This window comes from Roseinatronobacter alkalisoli (assembly GCF_028745735.1).
GTDB classification, from domain to species: Bacteria; Pseudomonadota; Alphaproteobacteria; order Rhodobacterales; family Rhodobacteraceae; genus Roseinatronobacter; species Roseinatronobacter alkalisoli.
In genome coordinates, this window is sequence record NZ_JAQZSM010000025.1 from 21,836 (window position 1) to 40,446 (window position 18,611).

Genomic DNA, 18,611 nt, shown 5'->3' on the forward strand with positions numbered 1-18,611 from the left:
TGACTCAACCATCAGTCTATCAGGGCTTTTAAGGCATGAGACCTGATTAGAGGTAAGGCTCGGCAAATCGCGGGTCTGATCCGGGGGTGCAGGATCACGTCGTGCGGGATTTGAAAAATTCGCGCGGCTGTCCAACCTGATCAAGCAGCCAGTCGATAAACCGCTTGGTTTTCACACTGACCGAAACCGTGGTCGGCCAGATGACATAGAACGCAGCGCCGGTCGGAACGCGCATGTCAAGCGGGCGGACAAGTCGCCTCTCTGCTATCACATCGTCAAGCAGGCCCAGTTGCCCGATCGTCAGCCCCAGCCCCTGCTGCGCCGCCGAAAAAGTAAGAAGCGATGTGTCGAAATCCGTGCCTGTATTGAAATCCATGTCGACCTTTACCGCGCGTGCCCAGAATTCCCAGGCGCGCCGACGGTAGCGCGAATGCAGCAACTCCCCCTTGATGACGTCCTGCGGGGACGCCAATCCACCGATTGATTCCAGATATGCCTGAGAGCAGACGACATCGACCTCCTCGTCCCACAGCTTGCGCATGCGGGCATCGCGCCAGTCGCCTGTGCCAAGCTGCAACGCCACATCAAGATGCGTGCCGCGAAAATCAAGAGGCTCCACCTTGGTGTCGAAGCGAACGCGGATATCGGGGTGGCGACTGGTGAAATCACGAAGCTTTGGCATAAGCCAGTGATGCGCAACTGTCGGATGGACACGCAGACTGACAGTCCCTTCGGTTTCGTGGCTGATCATGCGCTGAGTCGCGCGCTCCAGATCATCGAAAAGGCCCGCTATTTCCAACCCGAAGGCACGTCCCACCTCTGTCAGTTTGGCCGAGCGGACACCGCGTTCAAACAGGCTGACATCCAGAAAATCTTCCAGGATGGAAATCTGGCGACTGATCGCAACCTGACTGACGCCCAGTTCCTGCGCAGCGGCCGTGAATGTCTTATGCCGGGACGCCACTGCGAAAGAACGCAAAGGGTTGAGAGGAAGATTAATACGGCGGCGTTGCATAATGATTGGTTATCCCTGCGCAAGGTTTATGCCGGTTAACTTCCGGATTTGTTATGCTAACGCTGTGCCAATAATATCGTCAAGGTGGCGCATTTGCGTGCCACAAACGGGCATTCGCATGGAAAAACCCCAGTCCCCACCCCCGAAACCGCCATCCGTCAGGGGCTGGCGCCACAGTCTGGGCCTGGGCGTGTTGCTTTTGATTGCGGCGGCCGCAGGCTGGGTGTTTGAACGGATGGGCGCGCCCCTGCCCTGGATGATTGGACCGCTGGTTGTCACCGCAGCCATTTTCATGGGGCCTGCGCCGCAGATCACCGTACCTACCCGGTTGCGCCCTGTCGGGCAGGTGGTGGTTGCCACGCAGGTGGGGCTTGCCTTCTCGCCCGAAGCGCTTGACCTGCTGCTCGGCTTTGCGCCCGTTATCATAGGCGCGGCCCTTGCGACGGGCCTGTGTATTCTGGCGGTTTCCATACTGGTTTCGCATCTGACCGGGCAAAGCGTCGCGCAGACCTTTCTGTCATCTGTGCCAACAAGCCCGGTCGAGGCAGCGTCCATGGCGCGGGCTGCCGGCATAAACCCCACGCCCGTAATATTTTCGCAAACGCTGCGCATGGCTGCTGTCGTCCTTATTCTGCCTTTCGCGCTCTATGCGCTTGATGGGTGGCCGGACGTGCATCGGCAGGCCGTTGGTTTCGCACTGCCGGACCCCGGTCACATTCTGTGGCTGGTCGCGATCGGTGTGGCAGGTGCATTGCTGTTTCGTGTCCTGCGCGTGCCGAACCCCAACTTTCTGGGGCCTATGGCAGCTGCGGCATTGCTGGCGGTCAGTGGCAACGGGCCTGTCGCCTATCCGCCCGATATTCTGGCGCTTGCGCAAATTCTGCTGGGCACATGGCTGGGGGCAACGTTCCGGCGCGAATTCATGACCTCTGCGCTGCGGCTCACGCTTATCAGCGCGGGGTCATCGCTTCTGTTGCTGCTTCTGTGTTCACTCAGCGCAGTTGCTATTGCTATAGTATCGGGTGTCGATTGGCAGACCATGGTTCTGGGGTCCGCGCCGGGTGGCGTTGTCGAAATGGCCCTGACAGCCAGGTTTCTGGGTCAGAACGTTGTGCTTATTACCACCTTTCATCTTGTGCGCATTTTCATAATCATGCCGAACATTCCCTGGATCGTGCGACTGCTCGCCCGATATGAGCGGCGCAAAACCGGATAAGGACCAGTAAAATGAACGAATACCGCCCGCTACCAAAGGACCGCAAAGCCCGGATTGCCGTTCTGGACGACTATATGGGCGTTGCCCATCGCCTTGCGGACTGGTCACACCTTGAAGACCGCGCAGAAATTACCTTCCTGACCCATGCCGTACCGTCCGGGCGTCTGCTTCAGGAACTGGCCCCCTATGACGCGCTTTGTCTGCTACGAGAGCGCACCGATTTTCCTGCAGCCGTTCTGCGCGGACTGCCGAACCTGAAAGTCATCGCGGCAACCGGGCGTCAGAACCGTACATTGGACAGTGTTACCGCCGCGGAACTTGGCATCCCCATCATGACAACGGATGGCAGCGGCAATGGCGCATTCGCAACAGTAGAACTGGCCTGGGGTCTGATCATCGGGCTGATGCGGCATATTCCGGCAGAATCAGCGGCCCTGCGCGCAGGTGCCTGGCAGTCGCGGCTTGGGCAGGCCCTTTATGGCCGGACCCTCGGGTTGGTGGGGCTGGGCAGGCTGGGCGCGCGTATGGCGCTGGTCGCGCAGGCATTCGGCATGAAGGTCATCGCCTGGAGTCCGAACCTGACACCCGAGCGCGCCGAAGCCGCCGGGGCCGAATATGCAGACAAGGCCACCCTGTTCGGGAACGCGGATATCGTGTCGCTGCATCTGGTGTTGGGGCCATCGACCGAAGGCATTGTCGGGGCCGCTGACCTTGCCCGCATGAAGGCCAATGCAATCCTGATCAACACGGCACGTGGCCCGCTGGTCGATCAGGTCGCCTTGCAGGCAGCGCTGGTCGACGGGCAGATCGCCGGGGCCGGGATTGATGTCTTTGATCACGAACCCCTGTCTGCCAACGCCCCGATCCGCCAGTTCCCCAATATGCTGGCCACCCCGCATCTGGGCTACGCTGTGCAAGAAACATTCGAAAGCTTCTATCGCCAGACAGTTGAGAATCTGGATGGGTGGCTGGATGGCAACCCGCAAAGATTGTTGCAGCCCAAATGAACAAGCCGGCCCCGATGGGCCGACTTTCAGTGTTTCACATGGCTGGATGTTACTGGCCGATGCCGCGTTCGGCCGCCAGGTCCCGCCAGATTTGCAGATCGCGCACATATATTTCGCCAAATTCTGCCGGTGACAGGTTGCCCGCCAAAGCATAGTTCTGCTCCAGTTGTTCCTGCATCCGCTCAGAGGCCATGGCTTCGGCAAGATCGGCGTTGATCCTGTCGACGAGCGCGTCATCCATGCCACCCGGACCGAAGATTGCGACCCAGCCTTCCAGTTCGACACCGGCCACACCGACTTCGCCGCTGGACTGAATATCGGGCAATAGCGGGAAGCGTTCGGGCGCCAGCACGGCCAATGCTTTTGCGCGGCCGTCATTGACATAGGGCATCACGCTTTGTGTCGTCGAGATATAGGTGTCGGCATGGCCGCCCATCAGATTGGTGAATGATTCGCCAGCGCCCCCGAAATGCACAATATCGGCGGGCAGGTCTGCTGCCTGCATCACCAGTTCAGACATGAAATGGCCCGAACTACCCGGCCCCGCAGTGGCCATGAACATCAGGCGGCTCTGCGCTTCTTCCATGAAGCCGGAAAAATCGGTTGACTGGACATTGGCGCCACCCACCAGAACATAGGGGCTGGTGATCAGCAGCGAGATGGGCGTGATATCGTTGACAGGGTCGAACTGCAGATCACTTTGCAATGCCGGTGCGGTGGTGATGGCGGCGGTGTTGATAAGAAGTGTCTTGCCGTCGGGCTCGGCTTGCGTCAGTTCCGTCGTGCCAATCATGGAACCCGCGCCTGGCCGGTTCACGATCACGATTGGCTGGTTCCAGATTTTTTCCAGTTCGATCGCAAGCGCGCGCATGGTGGTGTCGGTAGATCCGCCCGTACCATAGGGCACAATAATGGTGACAGGACCGTCTGGAAAGCTGTCCTGGGCATTGGCAACGCTGGTGCCAAGGGCTGCCAGAACGGCGGCGGCTATTATGGATTTCATGGGTAGTTCCTCCCTTTTGGTGGTGTCGCGAATTTGTTTGTTTGTGTGTGCGGTTTCAGGGCAACCGCAAGCATGACCCGGTGTCCGGGCCGTGCGCCCATCTCAGCCCAGACCGCTTCGTGACGATCTGCGGTCCCGCGCCTTGCGTCGGAAATCCCGGCCCGCGACATACAGGGTCCAGGCCAGCAGCAGGGCCGCAAGGGCCAGAACAGTTCCGGCAAGCGGGCGCTCCAGAATGGCGGTGAAGTCCCCCCGTGCCAGAACCATGGCCCGGCGGAACTGCGTCTCTACCAGCGGTCCCAGCACGAAACCCAGCAGCAGCGGCGCTGCAGGCAAAGCGGCAAGGCGCATGACATAGCCCAGAACACCGAAGCCCAGCACCATCAGCACATCAGCCGGATTGGCGCGCACGCTGTATGCCCCGATGCAGACAAAGACCAGAATCGCCGGGTAGAGGTAGTGATATGGCACCAGCAGCAGCCGCACCCACAGCCCGATCAGCGGCAGGTTCAGCACCACAAGCAACAGGTTGCCGATCCAGAAACTCATCACCAGACCCCAGAACAGGGACGGCTGTTGCGAAATCAAGGTGGGGCCGGGCTGGATGCCATGTACCATCAATGCACCCAGCATCAGCGCCATTGTCGCGCTGCCCGGAATGCCCAGCGTCAGCGTCGGAATGAACGCTGTCTGGTCGGCGGCGTTGTTTGCGCTTTCAGGGGCAACGACCCCTTCGATCGCGCCATTTCCAAACCGCTCAGGTGTCGATGACACGCGCCGTTCAACCGCATAGGCCATGAAGGACGCAATGGACGGTCCCGTTCCGGGCAATGCCCCGAAGAAAGAGCCGATGGCAGAGCCGCGCAACCCCGGTTTCCAGGACCGGCGCCAGTCTTCGCGGGTGGGAATCATGTTGCGCAGTTTTGCGCTGGAACTGTCGATCCTGGCGTCGCGTGTCGCGCCCACGGATGTCAGGATCTCACCTACCCCGAACAGGCCCATCGCCAGCGCGGCAATACCAAAACCGTCCAGAAGACTCATGGACCCGAAGGTATAGCGTGCAGCGCCGCTCTGGCTGTCAATGCCGACAGTCGCGATCAGCATGCCCAGCACAACCATCGACAGCCCTTTTGACGGCGACGCATTCGTAATTGTCGAGGCCGCGACAAGTCCCAGAACCATCAGCGCAAAATAGTCAGCGGGTCCGAACCGCAACGCATATTCCGCGATCAGCGGCGAAAACAGACTAAGAATGATGATGCCGATCGACCCGCCGACGAACGACGCGATCGTCGTCATGAACAGCGCGACACCGGCCCGGCCTTGCTGCGCCATGGGATAGCCGTCAAGACAAGTCACCGCCGCCGAGGTGGCCCCGGGAATATTCAGCAGGATCGATGCGGTGGAGCCGCCATAAGTGGTCCCGTAATAAATGCCCGCAAGCATGATAAGCGCGGAAGTCGGGTCCAGATAGAAGGTAATCGGGAACAGCATCGAAATCGCGGCCAGCGGACCCACACCAGGGATGACCCCGATGAACGTGCCAAGAAAGACCCCCGCGAAGCAGTAGAACAGGTTCCAGGGTGTGATCGCCGTTTCAAGCCCCAGCGCGAGATTTGCGAGAAGTTCCATCAGAAGCGCCAATCAAAAGCAGGAATGGTCAGCCCAAGACCAAGGATGAAGATGGACCATGTCAGCAGCGCCATTGCCCCGGCAAGGACCGCCGCACGCGTGAGCGACAGATTGGATTCGGCGAATGTCGCGATGAAGGTTGTCGCGAAAACTGTCGGAACAAAGCCGACTGACCGGATCATGACCGCGAAGCTCAGGACGCTGGCGGACAGGAAAATCAGCGGGCGAACACGGACGTGGACTGTTTTCCCGCGCCGCGCCAGCGCCGGAATGGCGATAAGAAGGCCAAACACCACAAGGATTGTGCCAAGCGTAGCGGGCATCATTCCCGGACCCATGCGCGTCAATGTGCCTGTTGCATAGGTCGCAAGCGCATAGAGTGCCGCCGCACCCCCCATTGTGCTTATTACCAATCCGGCAACGATATCACGATAGTCTCGATCGAGCACTTTCCCCTCCCTGCGGTACGGCACCACTGTCTGATCTGCGGAGTGTCGAGCCATACGTATTTTTTCACAACAGTCTAAACTTGGGGCGGCCATAACAAGAAGTTGGCCTCGGAACATGCGACAGGCAGCTTGCCTGCCCCTGCATCCTGCGCCAGACTTGCGCTATGGAACAGGATCTGGAAAATGCAGGATGGCGACCGGAAACCGATGACGGCTTCGTCGGGCATGTGGGCGGCTTGTGGCGCCGCGACATCAACGGCCGGATGCAGATGGCGTTTATCGCCCGCCCTTTTCACGCCAACCGCAACGGCGTGGTGCATGGCGGGATGCTGATGACCTTTGTTGACCGCGCGTTCGGGCAGTTCGCGCGGGTCACAACGGGGGCAACACGCGGGGCCACTATAAGCCTGAACCATAATTTCCTGGCGCCAGTCAGGATCGGTGATCTTGTTGAAATAGAACCGGAAATCGTAAAAGTGACCACGCGCCTGGTGTTTGTCGCGGGCACCGCCCATGTGGCAGACGCCTCGGTCATTTCTGCCCAAGGCATCTTTCGTGTGTCCCACAGCCCGCGTTAGTGCAGGTCAGTCCGCCAGCACGATCAGCCCGTCCGCAGCCGCCACGCCCTGCCCGTCCTGCATCACGAACAAGGGGTTGATCTCTGCTTCCTGCAAGCGGGCGCCAAGCGCTGCGCCCATCCGCGCCAAAGCCTCTATCGCAGCGACAAGCGCATCCACATCATGCGCCGGCCCGCCACGATAGCCGTCCAGCAAAGGCTTGACGCGCAGTTCGTCAACCATGGCGCGCGCATCGCCTTCGGCAAGCGGAAGCAGCCGCAAGGTGCTGTCGCCCGACAGCTCTGCCTGAACCCCGCCTGCGCCCAGCAGGACCAGCGGCCCCAGTTGCGGATCATGGCGGAAACCAAGAATCATCTCCATCCCGCCGCGCAGCATCGCCTGCACCAGATAGCCCTCGGGTTCTGGCAGGTTCCGGGCGGCCAGCGTCGCCGCCATCTCTGTCAGGGCCGCGCCGACATTGTCTGCTGACAGCCCGACGCGGACACCGCCGACATCCGATTTATGGGCAATCTCGCGCGACAGAACCTTCAGCACCACCGGGCCACCCAGCTTGCGGGCCGCCTTTATCGCTTCATCTGCCGTCCTGACGACATGGCTTGCGGCCCCGCTCAGACCGAAAGCGTCGAAAAGCGCGCGCGCCTCCGCCTCGTTCAGGGTGCCGACGGGCAGGTCATCGGGCACAGAAACATTGTCCTGCAACGCCAACGGTGCGCCGACCGGCCCTGACCTGAGCGCCGCTTTCAGCACTGTTGCGCAGGTTTCTGGCGCGGCGAAGGCAGGGACACCTTCACGGTTGAGCAATTCGACAATATGCGGCGCATGTGGGCTGACATAGGCGATCAGGGGCTTATCGCTTTGGGCAGCGCCTGCGCGAATGGCACCGACGGCCACATCTGGCCGCGCCAGGGCGGACGAACCGACCACGACCACCACCCCGTCAATCCCGTCGGATGCAAGCAAGGCTTCAGTCGCAGCTGTCATGATGGCCGGTTCAACGCCCGCAAGCGTCACATCAACCGGGTTGCCGGTCATGGGCGCATCCTGTCCCAGAAGACCCGCCAGAACGGCACCGGTCCTGTCGTCAAGTTCCGGCACATCCAACCCCAGAATACCACAATTATCCGCGACAAGGCTACCAGCCCCCCCGGTGGAGGTCAGGATGGCAATACGTTTGCCGGGCAACTCACGCTTGCTGGCCAGCATGGCCGGCAGGTCCAGCAAATCGCTGAAGGTTTCGGCCCGAATGGCACCGACCTGCCGGAACAATGCATCATAAACGCGGTCTTCGCCCGCCATGGCCCCGGTATGCGACACAGCAGCCCGCGCCCCGGATTCAGAGCGTCCAACCTTATAGACAACCAACGGTTTACCAGCACTGCGCGCAGTCAGGGCTGCATGACGGAATTTTTCGACCGAACGAATACCTTCTATATAGGCAACGATGACTGTGGTTGTATCATCTGTCGCATAGGCTTCGATCAGATCGGCAATATCGATATCGGCCTCATTGCCCGTAGACGCCAGCTTGCAAAAGCCGATACCGCGCGCCGCGCCGCGCGACAGAAGCGCGCCAAGGATGCCACCGCTTTGCGAGGCAACCGAAATCCCGCCCTTGGGAATGTTGTCGCCCTCCAGCGCGCCGCTTGCTGACAGTACAATGCCGCGTGTCAGATCCATGGCACCGATGGTGTTTGGCCCCAGCAACCGCATATCCCCGGCGGCTGCGCGCAACCCCTCCTGCCGCCTGCGCCCCTCTTCGCCTGCTTCGCCATAGCCACTGGCCAATACAATTGCGACCCGGCACCCTTTTGCCGCCAGATCACGGACCGCCGCTTCTGCGCGCTCCACGCCCAGAAGCACGATGGCAACATCAGGCGCGCCCGGCAGATCCGCCACGCTGGCAAAGCAAGGCAACCCTTCGATTTCATCCGCGCGCGGGTTTATAGGCCAGATTTTCCCCTGAAATCCGTGCTTGAGCAGATAATTGACCGGTCGGCCACCGGTTTTGTTCGGGTCGGCCGATGCCCCTACAACCGCGACGCTTTCCGGCATCCAAAGCGCATCGAGTGCCGAGTTCTGTTGTGTCATTTCTTCTCTCCAATTTCCACGCTCAATGCGCGCAGATCTCCTGTGCGACGACGTGATCCTGCATGTTCTGCGAATTGCGCGCAGGCTTGCGCCAGATGTTCCGGATTCTGCTGCCGTGCCCAATGTACCGGTCCGCCCAGCCACCGCGGAAAGCCGTAGCCGTTTACCAGCACCACATCGACATCACCGGCCCGCAGCGCAACACCGTCCTGCACAACCAGCGCGGCCTCGTTCACGATGGCGGCGAGCGCGCGCAGCTGAATTTCCTCGGATGACAGGCTTTTGCGCAAAATCCCCTTCTCGGCTGAGGCCGCAAGGATCAGCGCTTCTACTGCGGGATCGGGGGTTTTCCGGCCCTCTGCGTCATAAAGGTAATATCCCGCACCGGTTTTCCGCCCAAGCCGCCCGGCTTCGCACAGGCGGTCGGGGATATGCACATAGCGATCCGCCGGGTCACGTGCAGCGGCCATTTGCTTGCGCATGCGCCAAGCGATATCAAGCCCGGAAAGATCGGCCACGGCAAACGGACCCATCGCAAAGCCGAACGCCTCCAGGGCCGCGTCAACGTCTTGCGGCAAGGCCCCGTCCTCGATCATGAATTCACACGCCATGCGGTATGCCGCATAAATGCGGTTTCCGATGAAACCAAAAGCGTTTGCTGCCTCCACCGGTTGCTTGCCCAACATGCGCGCAACAGCAAGGCCCGTCGCCATCGCATCGTCACTGCTGCTGGCACCACGCACGATTTCCAGCAACTTCATGATATGCGCCGGGCTGAAGAAATGCAGGCCGATCACGCGCTCCGGGCGCGATATTTCCGCTGCCATACGGTCGATATCAAGATACGACGTGTTCGTTGCCAGAATGGCGTCTGGTTCCACAATGCAATCAAGCGCGCGAAACAACGCCTCCTTGACCTGCTGATCCTCAAACACCGCTTCAATGACCAGATCGCAGGGGGCAAGCGCTGCAAGATCGGTTGCTATGCGCAAGGCATCGCGCGCGGCCTGCGCCTGCGCAGGTCGCATGCGGCCCCGTTTCACGCCACTTGCCAGCGCGGCCTCTATCCGTTCGACACCCTGTTGCAGGGCCGCTGCATTCGTATCCACCAGAATCACGGGTTTTCCGGCTTGAAGGATCGCAGCGGCAATTCCTGCCCCCATTGTGCCACTGCCAATCACCCCGAACAGCGAAACAGGCAGGGGTTTGGCCACCCGGTCAGGCATGCCCCGCGCGGCGTCGCGTTCGGCAAAGAATATGTGTCGCAGGGCCTTCGCCTCGGGGGCGGTGCGCAACATCTGAAATGTCGCGCGTTCTGCGGCCAACCCTTGCGCGGCGGGCACGTCACCGGCCGCGCGGATATGGTGGATTGCGGCCAGAACATGCGGGCGTGCCCGGCGCGACGCGCGCGCCGCTGCCGCTTCCACGTCATCCGCTTGCGGCACATCCATATCGATCACGCGCCGCTTGATACCGGCCATGTCCTGCGCGCGTTCCACCGCGACGCGGCGCAGATCACGGGGTGCGACTGCATCCACCATACCCAGTGCAAGGGCTTCTTCAGCGCCGATCCGCGTTGCATTTGCGATTAGCTGTATCGCCTTAGCCTTGCCGACAAGCCGCGGCAGTTTCTGCGTGCCGCCCGCACCCGGAATGATGCCCAGTGCGGTTTCCGGCAGTCCGACCACTGTGCCGGGCGCGGCAATCCGCGCGTCGCAGCCAAGCGCCAGTTCATACCCGCCCCCAAGCGCCGCACCATGCAGCGCGGCCACAAAAGGTTTCGACGCCTGTTCAATAGCCGCGATGACCTGCGGCATCTGGGGCGGGCCAAGCGGCAGATCGAATTCGCGGATATCCGAACCGGAGATAAAACTGCGCCCTGCCCCGATCAACACGGCCCCTGTCAGATCGCTGTCGGATTCGACCTGCGCAATCGCAGCCAGCAATCCCTTGCGGATGTCATGTGAACCCGCATTCACCGGCGGATTGTCGATCACAAGAACAGCAATGCTGCCATCGCGTTCGAAACGAACCTGCCCTGCCATTATGCGGGCCTCTGGCTGAATCGCCGTTCAAATACATGTTCGGCAATGCGATTTTTCAGCATCTCGGTCGACCCGCCCGCAATCTGCCAGCCGCGTGTGCGCTTGACGCAGTATTCCACCAGACTTTCGGTCGAATACCCATAAGCCCCCATGGCCTGCATCGCGGCATTTGCCACCTCGAACCCGGCCTCGTTGCAGGCCAGCTTGGCAACAGCAGTATTGAACGCACAGGGCAAGCCGTTTTCATCGCCATCGCGCGCAGCGCGATAAAGCAACATCTGCGCGGCTTCCAACTTGACGATCATTTCGGCAAATTGCCATTGCAGGCCCTGAAACTCGCATAACGGGCGCCCGAACTGGCTGCGCATGGTCACATGTCGGCGCGCAACCTCATAAGCGTGACGCCCCAGCGCCAGCGCGCGCGCGGCATTGCCGATCCGTTCAACATTGAACCCCGCAATCTGCTTCTTGAACCCGCCTTCGCCAAGCAGCACATTATCCGCCGGGATGCGGCAATCCGAAAAATACAGTGGGCACCATTCTTCGCCACTCATGAACGGGGCTGGCTGACCAATGGTGAATCCCGGCGTGCCACGTTCAACAAGCACTGAGCCGATGCCACCGGTTCCCGGCCCGAAGCGGACATATATCAGAAACAAATCGGCATGCGGACTATGCGTTGAAAAGACTTTCGCACCGTTGAGGAGATAGTCATCCCCGTCCTTGCGCGCTGTGGTTTTCAACTCCGTCACGGCGGAACCCGCGTCCGGCTCGCTCATGCCAAGCGAGATCAGCTTCTTGCCCGTCAGAAGATCAGGCAGCCACCGCGCCTTCTGGGCAGGGGTGGCGAATTCCGCGAAGGTGCGGATCGGCCCGAAATTTCCTGCCTGCACGACATCTGCACTTTTGGGGCAGACCATCGCGAGTTCCTGAATGGTGATGACGGCATCCATCAGACTGCCACCAACGCCCCCATCTTCTTCGCGAATGGTAATGCCAAGCATCCCCATATCCGACAGCCTGGCCGCCACATCCCAAGGATAGTCACGGGTATGGGCACGTTGCAGCGCGCCATTGGTCAACTCTCCTTCGGCAAACCGGCGAACGGCCTGCGCAAGTTCGGCCTGCTCGGGGGTAAGTCCATTTGTCATCGGATGACACTCCTTCTATGGCCGTGGGATTGGTGGTGCGACACACTGGCCGGGGCATACGAAGACAAATCCGAACAGTATGAAAGCGACATTATGTTGCAATGACATAACCGGGGGTTAGTCTTGAGGGGCGGGTTCAGACCCGCTCCAACGCGATCGCGATGCCCTGCCCGACACCGATACACATCATCGACAGCGAAAGGCGGCCACCTGTTCTGGCAAGTTCCAGGGCCGCTGTCCCGGTGATCCGCGCACCCGACATTCCCAAGGGGTGACCCAACGCAATCGCGCCGCCATTGGGGTTTACACGCGCGTCATCATCCGCAATTCCCAGCCCGCGCAACGTTGCCAACCCCTGACTGGCAAAGGCCTCGTTCAACTCGATCACGTCGAAATCTGACTGGGACAGACCAAGGCGCGCCATCAGCTTCCGGGATGCAGGCACAGGCCCGAAACCCATGATGCGGGGCGCAACACCTGCTGTGGCACCGCCAAGAATGCGGGCAATCGGGGTCAGTCCGTGGCGCTTTGCTGCGGCTTTAGACGCGATAATCAGCGCCGCAGCCCCGTCATTGACGCCCGATGCATTGCCTGCGGTCACGGATCCACCCTTGCGAAACGGCGCCTTGAGCGCGGCCAGCGCGTCAAGTGTCGTTTCCGGGCGGGGGTGTTCGTCCGTGTCTACATTATGTACGGCACCTTTGCGCTGCGGGATCGCGACCGGCGTTATCTCGCTGGCAAGGCGGCCATTCTGCATCGCGACCCCTGCCTTTTGCTGCGAACGCAGGGCAAAGGCATCCTGATCCGCGCGCGAAATGCCAAAATCTTCGGCAACATTCTCCGCTGTTTCGGGCATGGACTCGACGCCATACTGGGCCTGCATCAGCGGGTTGACGAAACGCCAGCCGATGGTGGTGTCGTGAATTTCGGCCGAACGCGCAAAAGCCGAACCAGCCTTGGGCAGCACGAAAGGCGCGCGCGACATGGATTCGACACCGCCTGCGATGACCAGCTCAGTCTCGCGCGAGCGAATGCCGCGCGCGGCTGTCAGGACCGCATCCATGCCAGAACCGCAAAGCCGGTTAATTGTCGTTCCCGGCACGGTCTCCGGAAGCCCCGCCAGAAGTGCGGACATGCGCGCAACATTCCGGTTGTCCTCGCCTGCCTGATTGGCGCAGCCAAAGACAACTTCGTCCACGGCGGACCAGTCAATGCTGTGGCGTGCCATCAACGCCCGGATCGGAACCGCCCCAAGATCATCAGCCCTGACAGACGACAACACACCGCCATAGCGACCAACAGGTGTGCGGATATAGTCGCAGATATAGGCGTCTGTCATGCTCATGTCCTCCGTCTTGGGCCTTATGTCTAGCGGGTTTCGGCAAAGGGCGACAACGGACAAGGGATTCGCATTGCCAAAGAAATTATCAGGTCAGCCGACAATAAAACTGTGGGATACAAGCATAAGTCTGGCTGAACAGGAAAAACCGATGGAAGACAGCAATAGTCAAAATCCGGACTGGCCCGCGCCGCGCCTGTCCGCGCCCGACCCGCAAACCTACACCCCGCGCCAGCGCGAAATTCACGACAGCATCGCCTCTGGTCCGCGCGGCGGCGTTCGTGGCCCGCTTGCAATCTGGCTGCACCGCCCGGAACTGGCGGCGCGTGCGCAGGAACTTGGACGATACTGCCGGTATGATACATCACTTGATCCACGCCTGAGCGAACTGGCCATCCTGACCATGGCCCGCCATTGGGGTGCCGAATATGAATGGGCTGCACATAAGAAAGAAGCCTTGAAAGCCGGTCTGTCTGCCGATGTGATCGAGGCAATCCGCACCGGAACGCCGCCAACCTATGCAGATACCGACGAGAAGATCGTGCATGCGGTTGCACGATCCGTGCTGGAAACACGCCATGTCCCCGATGCACTTTATGCACAGGCCAGCAGGATACTTGGCACCGAAAGGCTGGTCGATCTGATCGGCGTGTTGGGATATTACACGCTTATATCAATGACGCTGAATGTATTTCGCATTCCGCCACATAACAACGAACCTGCCGAGCTGTCCTGACAGCGGCGCGGCCATTACACGCGCAGTTCTTCGGCCTTGTCGAATATCGACGCGCGCGCCGGGTCAAACCCGATTCGGAGCATGTCACCCGTCGCAACCTTTTCCTGTCCATCAAGTCGGAACCTTATGGACGTATCCGCAAGCGTCGACCAGACAAGGATTTCAGACCCCATAGGTTCGACCAGTTCTGCGCAAACTTCAAACCTGACCGGCGCCGAAGCCGCGGCCTCGCCCGTCAGGATATGCTCTGGCCGAATGCCGAACCAGACCGCGCCCGCAAAATCCTTGCGAACGAACCCATATGTCGCCAGCGGCACATCCCTGCCTGCCAGAACAACCTTGGGTTCCGCGCCCCTGCTCAGGGTTGTTTCGAAGAAATTCATCGACGGTGACCCGATGAAATCGGCCACATATTTGTTGGCGGGCCGGTTATAAATTTCGTTCGGGCTGCCAAGCTGCATGACCACACCGCCCTTCATGATCGCAATGCGGTCTGCAAGGGTCATCGCCTCGACCTGATCATGTGTCACATAGATCATGGTGTTCCTGAGTTTCTGATGCAGGCGCTTGATCTCTACCCGCAGATCGGCGCGCAGTTTTGCATCCAGATTCGACAGTGGTTCATCAAACAGGAACACATCGACATCGCGCACCAGCGCGCGGCCAATCGCCACCCGCTGCCGTTGCCCGCCAGACAGGGCGGCGGGCTTGCGCTTCAGAAGCGGCTCAATCTGCAGGACATCGGCGGCACGGGCCACGCGGCGCCTGATCTCCTCCTTCGGCATACGGATGTTCTTCAGGCCAAAGGACAGGTTCCCCTCAACCGTCATCTGCGGATAAAGCGCGTAGGACTGGAACACCATGCCGATGCCACGTCTGGACGGTTCTGCCCAGGTGACATTCTGGCCGTTGATGTAGATGCTGCCATCCGACGGTTCCAGCAGGCCCGCAATGCAGTTCAGCAAGGTAGACTTGCCACAGCCGGATGAACCCAGAAGAACCAGAAACTCACCCTGGCCAATTTCCAGATTGAGATCGCGCAAGACCGAGACCGTGCCATAGTCCAGCTTCAGATTTTGGATCGAAACACTCGACTGCATCGCGTTATCCTTTCACAGCGCCAGCGGCGATGCCGCGAACAAACAGTTTGCCAGAGATGAGATAGATGGAGAGGGGAACAATGCCGGACAGAAGTGTCGCCGCCATGTTCACATTGTATTCCTTAACACCCGTGACCGAATTGACGATATTGTTCAGCTGGACCGTCATCGGGTAATTCTCCGGGCGGGTGTAGATGGCCCCGAACAGGAAATCATTCCAGATAGCGGTGGTCTGCAGAATGACGGCAACAACAAAGATCGGCAGGGCCATTGGCAACATGATCTTGAAATAGATGGTCCGGAACCCGGCGCCATCGACACGCGCCGCCTTGAACAACTCTTCCGGGACCGATGAAAAATAGTTGCGGAAAAGCAGTGTCAGGATCGGCATGCCAAAGACAGTATGCACAAGCACAAGGCCAGAAAGCTCGCCATAAAGGCCGATTTCGCGCAACAGAACCACAATGGGATAGATCATCACCTGATAGGGAATGAAGGCCCCGATGATCAGGATGGTGAACAGGACATTGGCCCCCTTGAAGCGCCACATCGACAGCGCATAGCCATTGACCGAGGCCACCGCGATAGAGAAAAAGACCGACGGAACCGTGATCTTGAGCGAGTTCAGGAAACCACGCGACAAGCCATCGCAGTTCAGGCCAGTACATACGCTTGACCATGCCTTGACCCACGGAGCGAATGTAATCTCCACAGGTGGGGCGAAGATGTTGCCAACCCGGATTTCGGGCATGCCCTTCAGCGATGTCACGACCATCACATAGATCGGCAGCAGATAGTAAAGGGCCAGCACGATCAGCACACCATAGATGATGATGTTGCGGCGTGAAAATATCGGTCGGGGCCTGGGGCCTGCCGCATGGGCATGGCTGGCATGCTGTGTTCTGATGACAGTATCAGCCATTTTTCTTGCCTCCGAATTCAAGATACGCCCATGGAATGATGATGAAGGTCACAGCAACAAGCATCATCGTTGAAGCAGCAAACCCCTGGGCCAGGTTTTGCGAAACGAACATGGCATCGAAGACAAATTTTGCAGGCACTTCAGATGCCAGACCCGGACCGCCACCGGTCTGCGCGATGATCAGGTCATAAAGTTTGATAATGCCCGACGTGACCAGAACCAGCGTGGTCACGAAAACCGGGCGCATCATCGGGATGACAACGAAAATATAGGTTTTCCAGGTTGGAATGCCGTCAACCTTGGTCGCTTTCCAGACATCTTCATCTATGCCGCGCAGCCCTGCCAGCATCAGGCACATGACCAGACCACTGCCATGCCACAATCCCGCGACCAGCACGCCATAAAGAACCAGATTGGGATTATAGAGCGGGTCAAAGGTGAAATTCCCGAACCCCAGACTGCGCACGACATTCTGAATGCCGAATTCGGGGTTCAGTACCCATTGCCACACCAGCCCGGTTACAATGAAGCTAAGCGCATAGGGATACAGAAAAATGGTCCTGAACCCGTCCTCGAACCGGATCTTCTGGTCAATCAAGGCCGCCAGAAGAAACCCCAGCACCAGCGACAGGATCAGCATAAGGCTGCCATAGATCAACAGGTTCTCAATCGAGATAAGCCAGCGCCGCGTCCCCCACAGACGTTCATATTGCGCAAGACCAACCCAGTCGGCGCGGGGCAGCAAGCGCGAGTTGGTGAAGGAAAAAACGATCGTCCAGACAGTGCAACCGACAAAAACGACCAGCGCTGTCAGTACCATGGGAATGGCCGCGATCTTCGCGCTAAGATTCTTGAATAGCCCTGACGGTTTGCCGTTTTGCGACATCTGAAAACCCCAATCTGCAAGAAGGTGAAGCGAATGGCGCGGACCGGACAAGAAGGTCCACGCCAGACGTGATCAGTCGGCGGATGCAATGATGTCGACGAATTCTGCTTGTGCCTGTTCCACTGAAAATCTTGTGTCGGCAAAAAACTCTACCACCAGATCCGTCACGCGCCCCAAAGTGTCCGGCGACACCATTGTATTGACGCTTTCGACGACATTTCCTTGCGAGAGGATCTCCATGCCACGCTGCATGCAGGGCGTCGGATCGACCAGTTCGATATCAAGACGCACTGGCAAGGCACCCTTCGCCTTTGTGAAGGCCAACTGCGTTTCCGGTGCCACAATGGTTCCGACAAGAATATCCTGCGCAGCGATGACGTCGGGATCTGTCACCTTGGGGAAATAGAAAGCATCCCCTGCTGCCGTGATGTATTGATGCACCCCTAGGCCGGGCAGGCATGTCAGGTCTTCGCCCGGCGTCATGCCCGCTTGCATGAATTCGCCCTGCACCCAATCCCCCATGATCTGGCCAGCGGCGCGTCCGTCCGCAACAAGCTGCGCCGCAAGGTTCCATTCCTGAATATTGGACCCCCGCATCATGTCACGCGCTTCCCCGGCGGCCACAAACACCGCTGACATTTCCGGCCCTGCCGCAAATTCCGGTTCACGCTCGCGGTAAATGCGCTCAAACAGATCCGGGCCACCGATGGACACCATCAGCACATTGAACAACAATTGCTGTTGCCAGGCCTGCTGGCCCTGTGCCAGCGGGATGATACCGTTTTCGCGCAGGACGGGTGCAGCGGCCACGAACGCATCCCAGTTCTGCGGAACATCCAGCCCGTTATCGATGAAAACAGAGTTGTTCAGCCACAGCCATTGCTGCGAATGGATGTTCGACGGCACGCAGAAAATTTTGCCCTCGAACGTGCAGCTGTCAAGTAGCGACTGCGGGAATATGGCATCTTTCCAGCCCTGCGTTTGCGCCAACTCCGTCACATCGCGCATGAAGCCCGACTCGATCAGCTCGCGCATTGCCGAACTATGCGTGAACTGGGTGGCCCCCATCGGGTCACCGCCTGTGATCCGGCTTGTGATCAGTGGCCGTGCAATTCCGCCTGCACCCGCAATGGCGCCATCGACCCAGGTATGGCCGGATTCCGCAAATGCTTCTGCAATAACGCGGATCGCATCCGCTTCGGACCCAGATGTCCACCAGTGCGTAACTTCAAGATTTGTCGCATGTGCTGGCAGCCAGGCCGTGCTGGCCAGCAGACAGAATGTAAGAGGCTTCAGCGATGTCATGGTGTTCTCCCGGTTGTAAGGTTTGATCAGTCAGTCATGGGTAGGGGCATTGTTTTTATTGGTACTGGTGCAGGGTTTTTCCGACCGGACCGTTACTGTGTCATCGTCCAGAATCCCTTGTTTCAGTCAACGCATCTGA

The 18,611-nt window shown here is 59.5% G+C and carries 16 protein-coding genes; 4 read left to right on the forward strand and 12 right to left on the reverse strand.

All coding sequences use genetic code 11. The features are described 5' to 3' along the window. Window positions 1-94: 94 nt before the first annotated feature. Window positions 95-1,015, reverse strand: coding sequence for a LysR substrate-binding domain-containing protein (locus PUT78_RS18685; protein WP_274353791.1), 921 nt, complete (start codon window positions 1,013-1,015; stop codon window positions 95-97). A gap of 118 nt (window positions 1,016-1,133) precedes the next feature. Between PUT78_RS18685 and PUT78_RS18690 the strand changes: the two genes are divergently transcribed. Continuing rightward, the gene (locus PUT78_RS18690; RefSeq protein ID WP_274353792.1) at window positions 1,134-2,231 is read left to right on the forward strand and encodes an AbrB family transcriptional regulator; all 1,098 of its coding nucleotides are present in this window, start codon (window positions 1,134-1,136) and stop codon (window positions 2,229-2,231) included. Window positions 2,232-2,242: 11 nt separating this feature from the next. Further along, the gene (locus tag PUT78_RS18695; RefSeq protein ID WP_274353793.1) at window positions 2,243-3,238 is read left to right on the forward strand and encodes a D-2-hydroxyacid dehydrogenase family protein; all 996 of its coding nucleotides are present in this window, start codon (window positions 2,243-2,245) and stop codon (window positions 3,236-3,238) included. Window positions 3,239-3,287: 49 nt separating this feature from the next. Here PUT78_RS18695 and PUT78_RS18700 read toward each other — a convergent pair whose 3' ends face one another. The 3 genes from PUT78_RS18700 to PUT78_RS18710 all read right to left on the reverse strand — a co-directional run bounded on the left by PUT78_RS18700 (window position 3,288) and on the right by PUT78_RS18710 (window position 6,322). Next, complete coding sequence (locus PUT78_RS18700; protein ID WP_274353794.1) at window positions 3,288-4,241, reverse strand: Bug family tripartite tricarboxylate transporter substrate binding protein; 954 nt, start codon at window positions 4,239-4,241, stop codon at window positions 3,288-3,290. Between the two features lie 102 nt (window positions 4,242-4,343). Further along, the gene (locus PUT78_RS18705; RefSeq protein WP_274353795.1) at window positions 4,344-5,873 is read right to left on the reverse strand and encodes a tripartite tricarboxylate transporter permease; all 1,530 of its coding nucleotides are present in this window, start codon (window positions 5,871-5,873) and stop codon (window positions 4,344-4,346) included. After that, window positions 5,873-6,322, reverse strand: a complete 450-nt coding sequence (locus PUT78_RS18710; RefSeq protein ID WP_274353796.1) for a tripartite tricarboxylate transporter TctB family protein — start codon at window positions 6,320-6,322, stop codon at window positions 5,873-5,875. The genes PUT78_RS18705 and PUT78_RS18710 overlap by 1 nt, the downstream gene beginning before the upstream one ends. Window positions 6,323-6,486: 164 nt before the next feature. On the opposite strand from PUT78_RS18710, the gene PUT78_RS18715 reads away from it, so the two are divergent. Beyond that, window positions 6,487-6,900 (forward strand): PaaI family thioesterase, encoded by a 414-nt coding sequence (locus tag PUT78_RS18715; protein WP_274353797.1) that lies wholly within the window; start codon window positions 6,487-6,489, stop codon window positions 6,898-6,900. A 6-nt stretch (window positions 6,901-6,906) separates the two neighbouring features. Here the strand turns inward: PUT78_RS18715 and PUT78_RS18720 are convergent, their stop codons facing one another. From PUT78_RS18720 to pcaF, 4 genes are all read right to left on the reverse strand, one after another. Continuing rightward, a complete protein-coding gene (locus PUT78_RS18720) occupies window positions 6,907-8,988 on the reverse strand; it encodes an acetate--CoA ligase family protein (protein WP_274353798.1) in 2,082 nt (693 codons plus the stop codon). Next, complete coding sequence (locus PUT78_RS18725; RefSeq protein WP_274353799.1) at window positions 8,985-11,033, reverse strand: 3-hydroxyacyl-CoA dehydrogenase NAD-binding domain-containing protein; 2,049 nt, start codon at window positions 11,031-11,033, stop codon at window positions 8,985-8,987. The genes PUT78_RS18720 and PUT78_RS18725 overlap by 4 nt, the downstream gene beginning before the upstream one ends. After that, complete coding sequence (locus PUT78_RS18730; RefSeq protein WP_274353800.1) at window positions 11,033-12,184, reverse strand: acyl-CoA dehydrogenase family protein; 1,152 nt, start codon at window positions 12,182-12,184, stop codon at window positions 11,033-11,035. The genes PUT78_RS18725 and PUT78_RS18730 overlap by 1 nt, the downstream gene beginning before the upstream one ends. A 136-nt stretch (window positions 12,185-12,320) precedes the next feature. Continuing rightward, the gene (gene pcaF / locus PUT78_RS18735; RefSeq protein ID WP_274353818.1) at window positions 12,321-13,523 is read right to left on the reverse strand and encodes a 3-oxoadipyl-CoA thiolase; all 1,203 of its coding nucleotides are present in this window, start codon (window positions 13,521-13,523) and stop codon (window positions 12,321-12,323) included. Window positions 13,524-13,674: 151 nt separating this feature from the next. On the opposite strand from pcaF, the gene PUT78_RS18740 reads away from it, so the two are divergent. Next, window positions 13,675-14,259, forward strand: coding sequence for a carboxymuconolactone decarboxylase family protein (locus PUT78_RS18740; protein WP_274353801.1), 585 nt, complete (start codon window positions 13,675-13,677; stop codon window positions 14,257-14,259). Window positions 14,260-14,273: 14 nt separating this feature from the next. On the opposite strand, the gene PUT78_RS18745 is transcribed toward PUT78_RS18740, so the two are convergent. The 4 genes from PUT78_RS18745 to PUT78_RS18760 all read right to left on the reverse strand — a co-directional run bounded on the left by PUT78_RS18745 (window position 14,274) and on the right by PUT78_RS18760 (window position 18,472). Beyond that, entirely contained in the window at window positions 14,274-15,359 is a 1,086-nt protein-coding gene (locus tag PUT78_RS18745) for an ABC transporter ATP-binding protein (RefSeq protein ID WP_274353802.1), read from the reverse strand. A gap of 4 nt (window positions 15,360-15,363) precedes the next feature. After that, window positions 15,364-16,281 carry a carbohydrate ABC transporter permease gene (locus PUT78_RS18750; RefSeq protein WP_274353803.1) on the reverse strand — a complete coding sequence of 306 codons (918 nt, stop codon included), beginning with the start codon at window positions 16,279-16,281 and terminating at the stop codon, window positions 15,364-15,366. Next, a complete protein-coding gene (locus PUT78_RS18755) occupies window positions 16,274-17,167 on the reverse strand; it encodes a carbohydrate ABC transporter permease (protein ID WP_274353804.1) in 894 nt (297 codons plus the stop codon). Before PUT78_RS18755 ends, PUT78_RS18750 begins: the two co-directional genes overlap by 8 nt. Before the next feature lie 72 nt (window positions 17,168-17,239). After that, entirely contained in the window at window positions 17,240-18,472 is a 1,233-nt protein-coding gene (locus PUT78_RS18760; RefSeq protein ID WP_274353805.1) for an ABC transporter substrate-binding protein, read from the reverse strand. Between the last annotated feature and the right edge of the window lie 139 nt (window positions 18,473-18,611).

Bases quoted from the DNA above. Each gene is read 5' to 3' on its own strand.
- PUT78_RS18685 (WP_274353791.1), bottom strand. From the start codon at position 1,015: ATGCAACGCCGCCGTATTAATCTTCCTCTCAACCCTTTGCGTTCTTTC.
- PUT78_RS18690 (WP_274353792.1), top strand. From the start codon at position 1,134: ATGGAAAAACCCCAGTCCCCACCCCCGAAACCGCCATCCGTCAGGGGC.
- PUT78_RS18695 (WP_274353793.1), top strand. From the start codon at position 2,243: ATGAACGAATACCGCCCGCTACCAAAGGACCGCAAAGCCCGGATTGCC.
- PUT78_RS18700 (WP_274353794.1), bottom strand. From the start codon at position 4,241: ATGAAATCCATAATAGCCGCCGCCGTTCTGGCAGCCCTTGGCACCAGC.
- PUT78_RS18705 (WP_274353795.1), bottom strand. From the start codon at position 5,873: ATGGAACTTCTCGCAAATCTCGCGCTGGGGCTTGAAACGGCGATCACA.
- PUT78_RS18715 (WP_274353797.1), top strand. From the start codon at position 6,487: ATGGAACAGGATCTGGAAAATGCAGGATGGCGACCGGAAACCGATGAC.
- PUT78_RS18720 (WP_274353798.1), bottom strand. From the start codon at position 8,988: ATGACACAACAGAACTCGGCACTCGATGCGCTTTGGATGCCGGAAAGC.
- PUT78_RS18725 (WP_274353799.1), bottom strand. From the start codon at position 11,033: ATGGCAGGGCAGGTTCGTTTCGAACGCGATGGCAGCATTGCTGTTCTT.
- PUT78_RS18730 (WP_274353800.1), bottom strand. From the start codon at position 12,184: ATGACAAATGGACTTACCCCCGAGCAGGCCGAACTTGCGCAGGCCGTT.
- pcaF (WP_274353818.1), bottom strand. From the start codon at position 13,523: ATGACAGACGCCTATATCTGCGACTATATCCGCACACCTGTTGGTCGC.
- PUT78_RS18740 (WP_274353801.1), top strand. From the start codon at position 13,675: ATGGAAGACAGCAATAGTCAAAATCCGGACTGGCCCGCGCCGCGCCTG.
- PUT78_RS18745 (WP_274353802.1), bottom strand. From the start codon at position 15,359: ATGCAGTCGAGTGTTTCGATCCAAAATCTGAAGCTGGACTATGGCACG.
- PUT78_RS18750 (WP_274353803.1), bottom strand. From the start codon at position 16,281: ATGGCTGATACTGTCATCAGAACACAGCATGCCAGCCATGCCCATGCG.
- PUT78_RS18755 (WP_274353804.1), bottom strand. From the start codon at position 17,167: ATGTCGCAAAACGGCAAACCGTCAGGGCTATTCAAGAATCTTAGCGCG.
- PUT78_RS18760 (WP_274353805.1), bottom strand. From the start codon at position 18,472: ATGACATCGCTGAAGCCTCTTACATTCTGTCTGCTGGCCAGCACGGCC.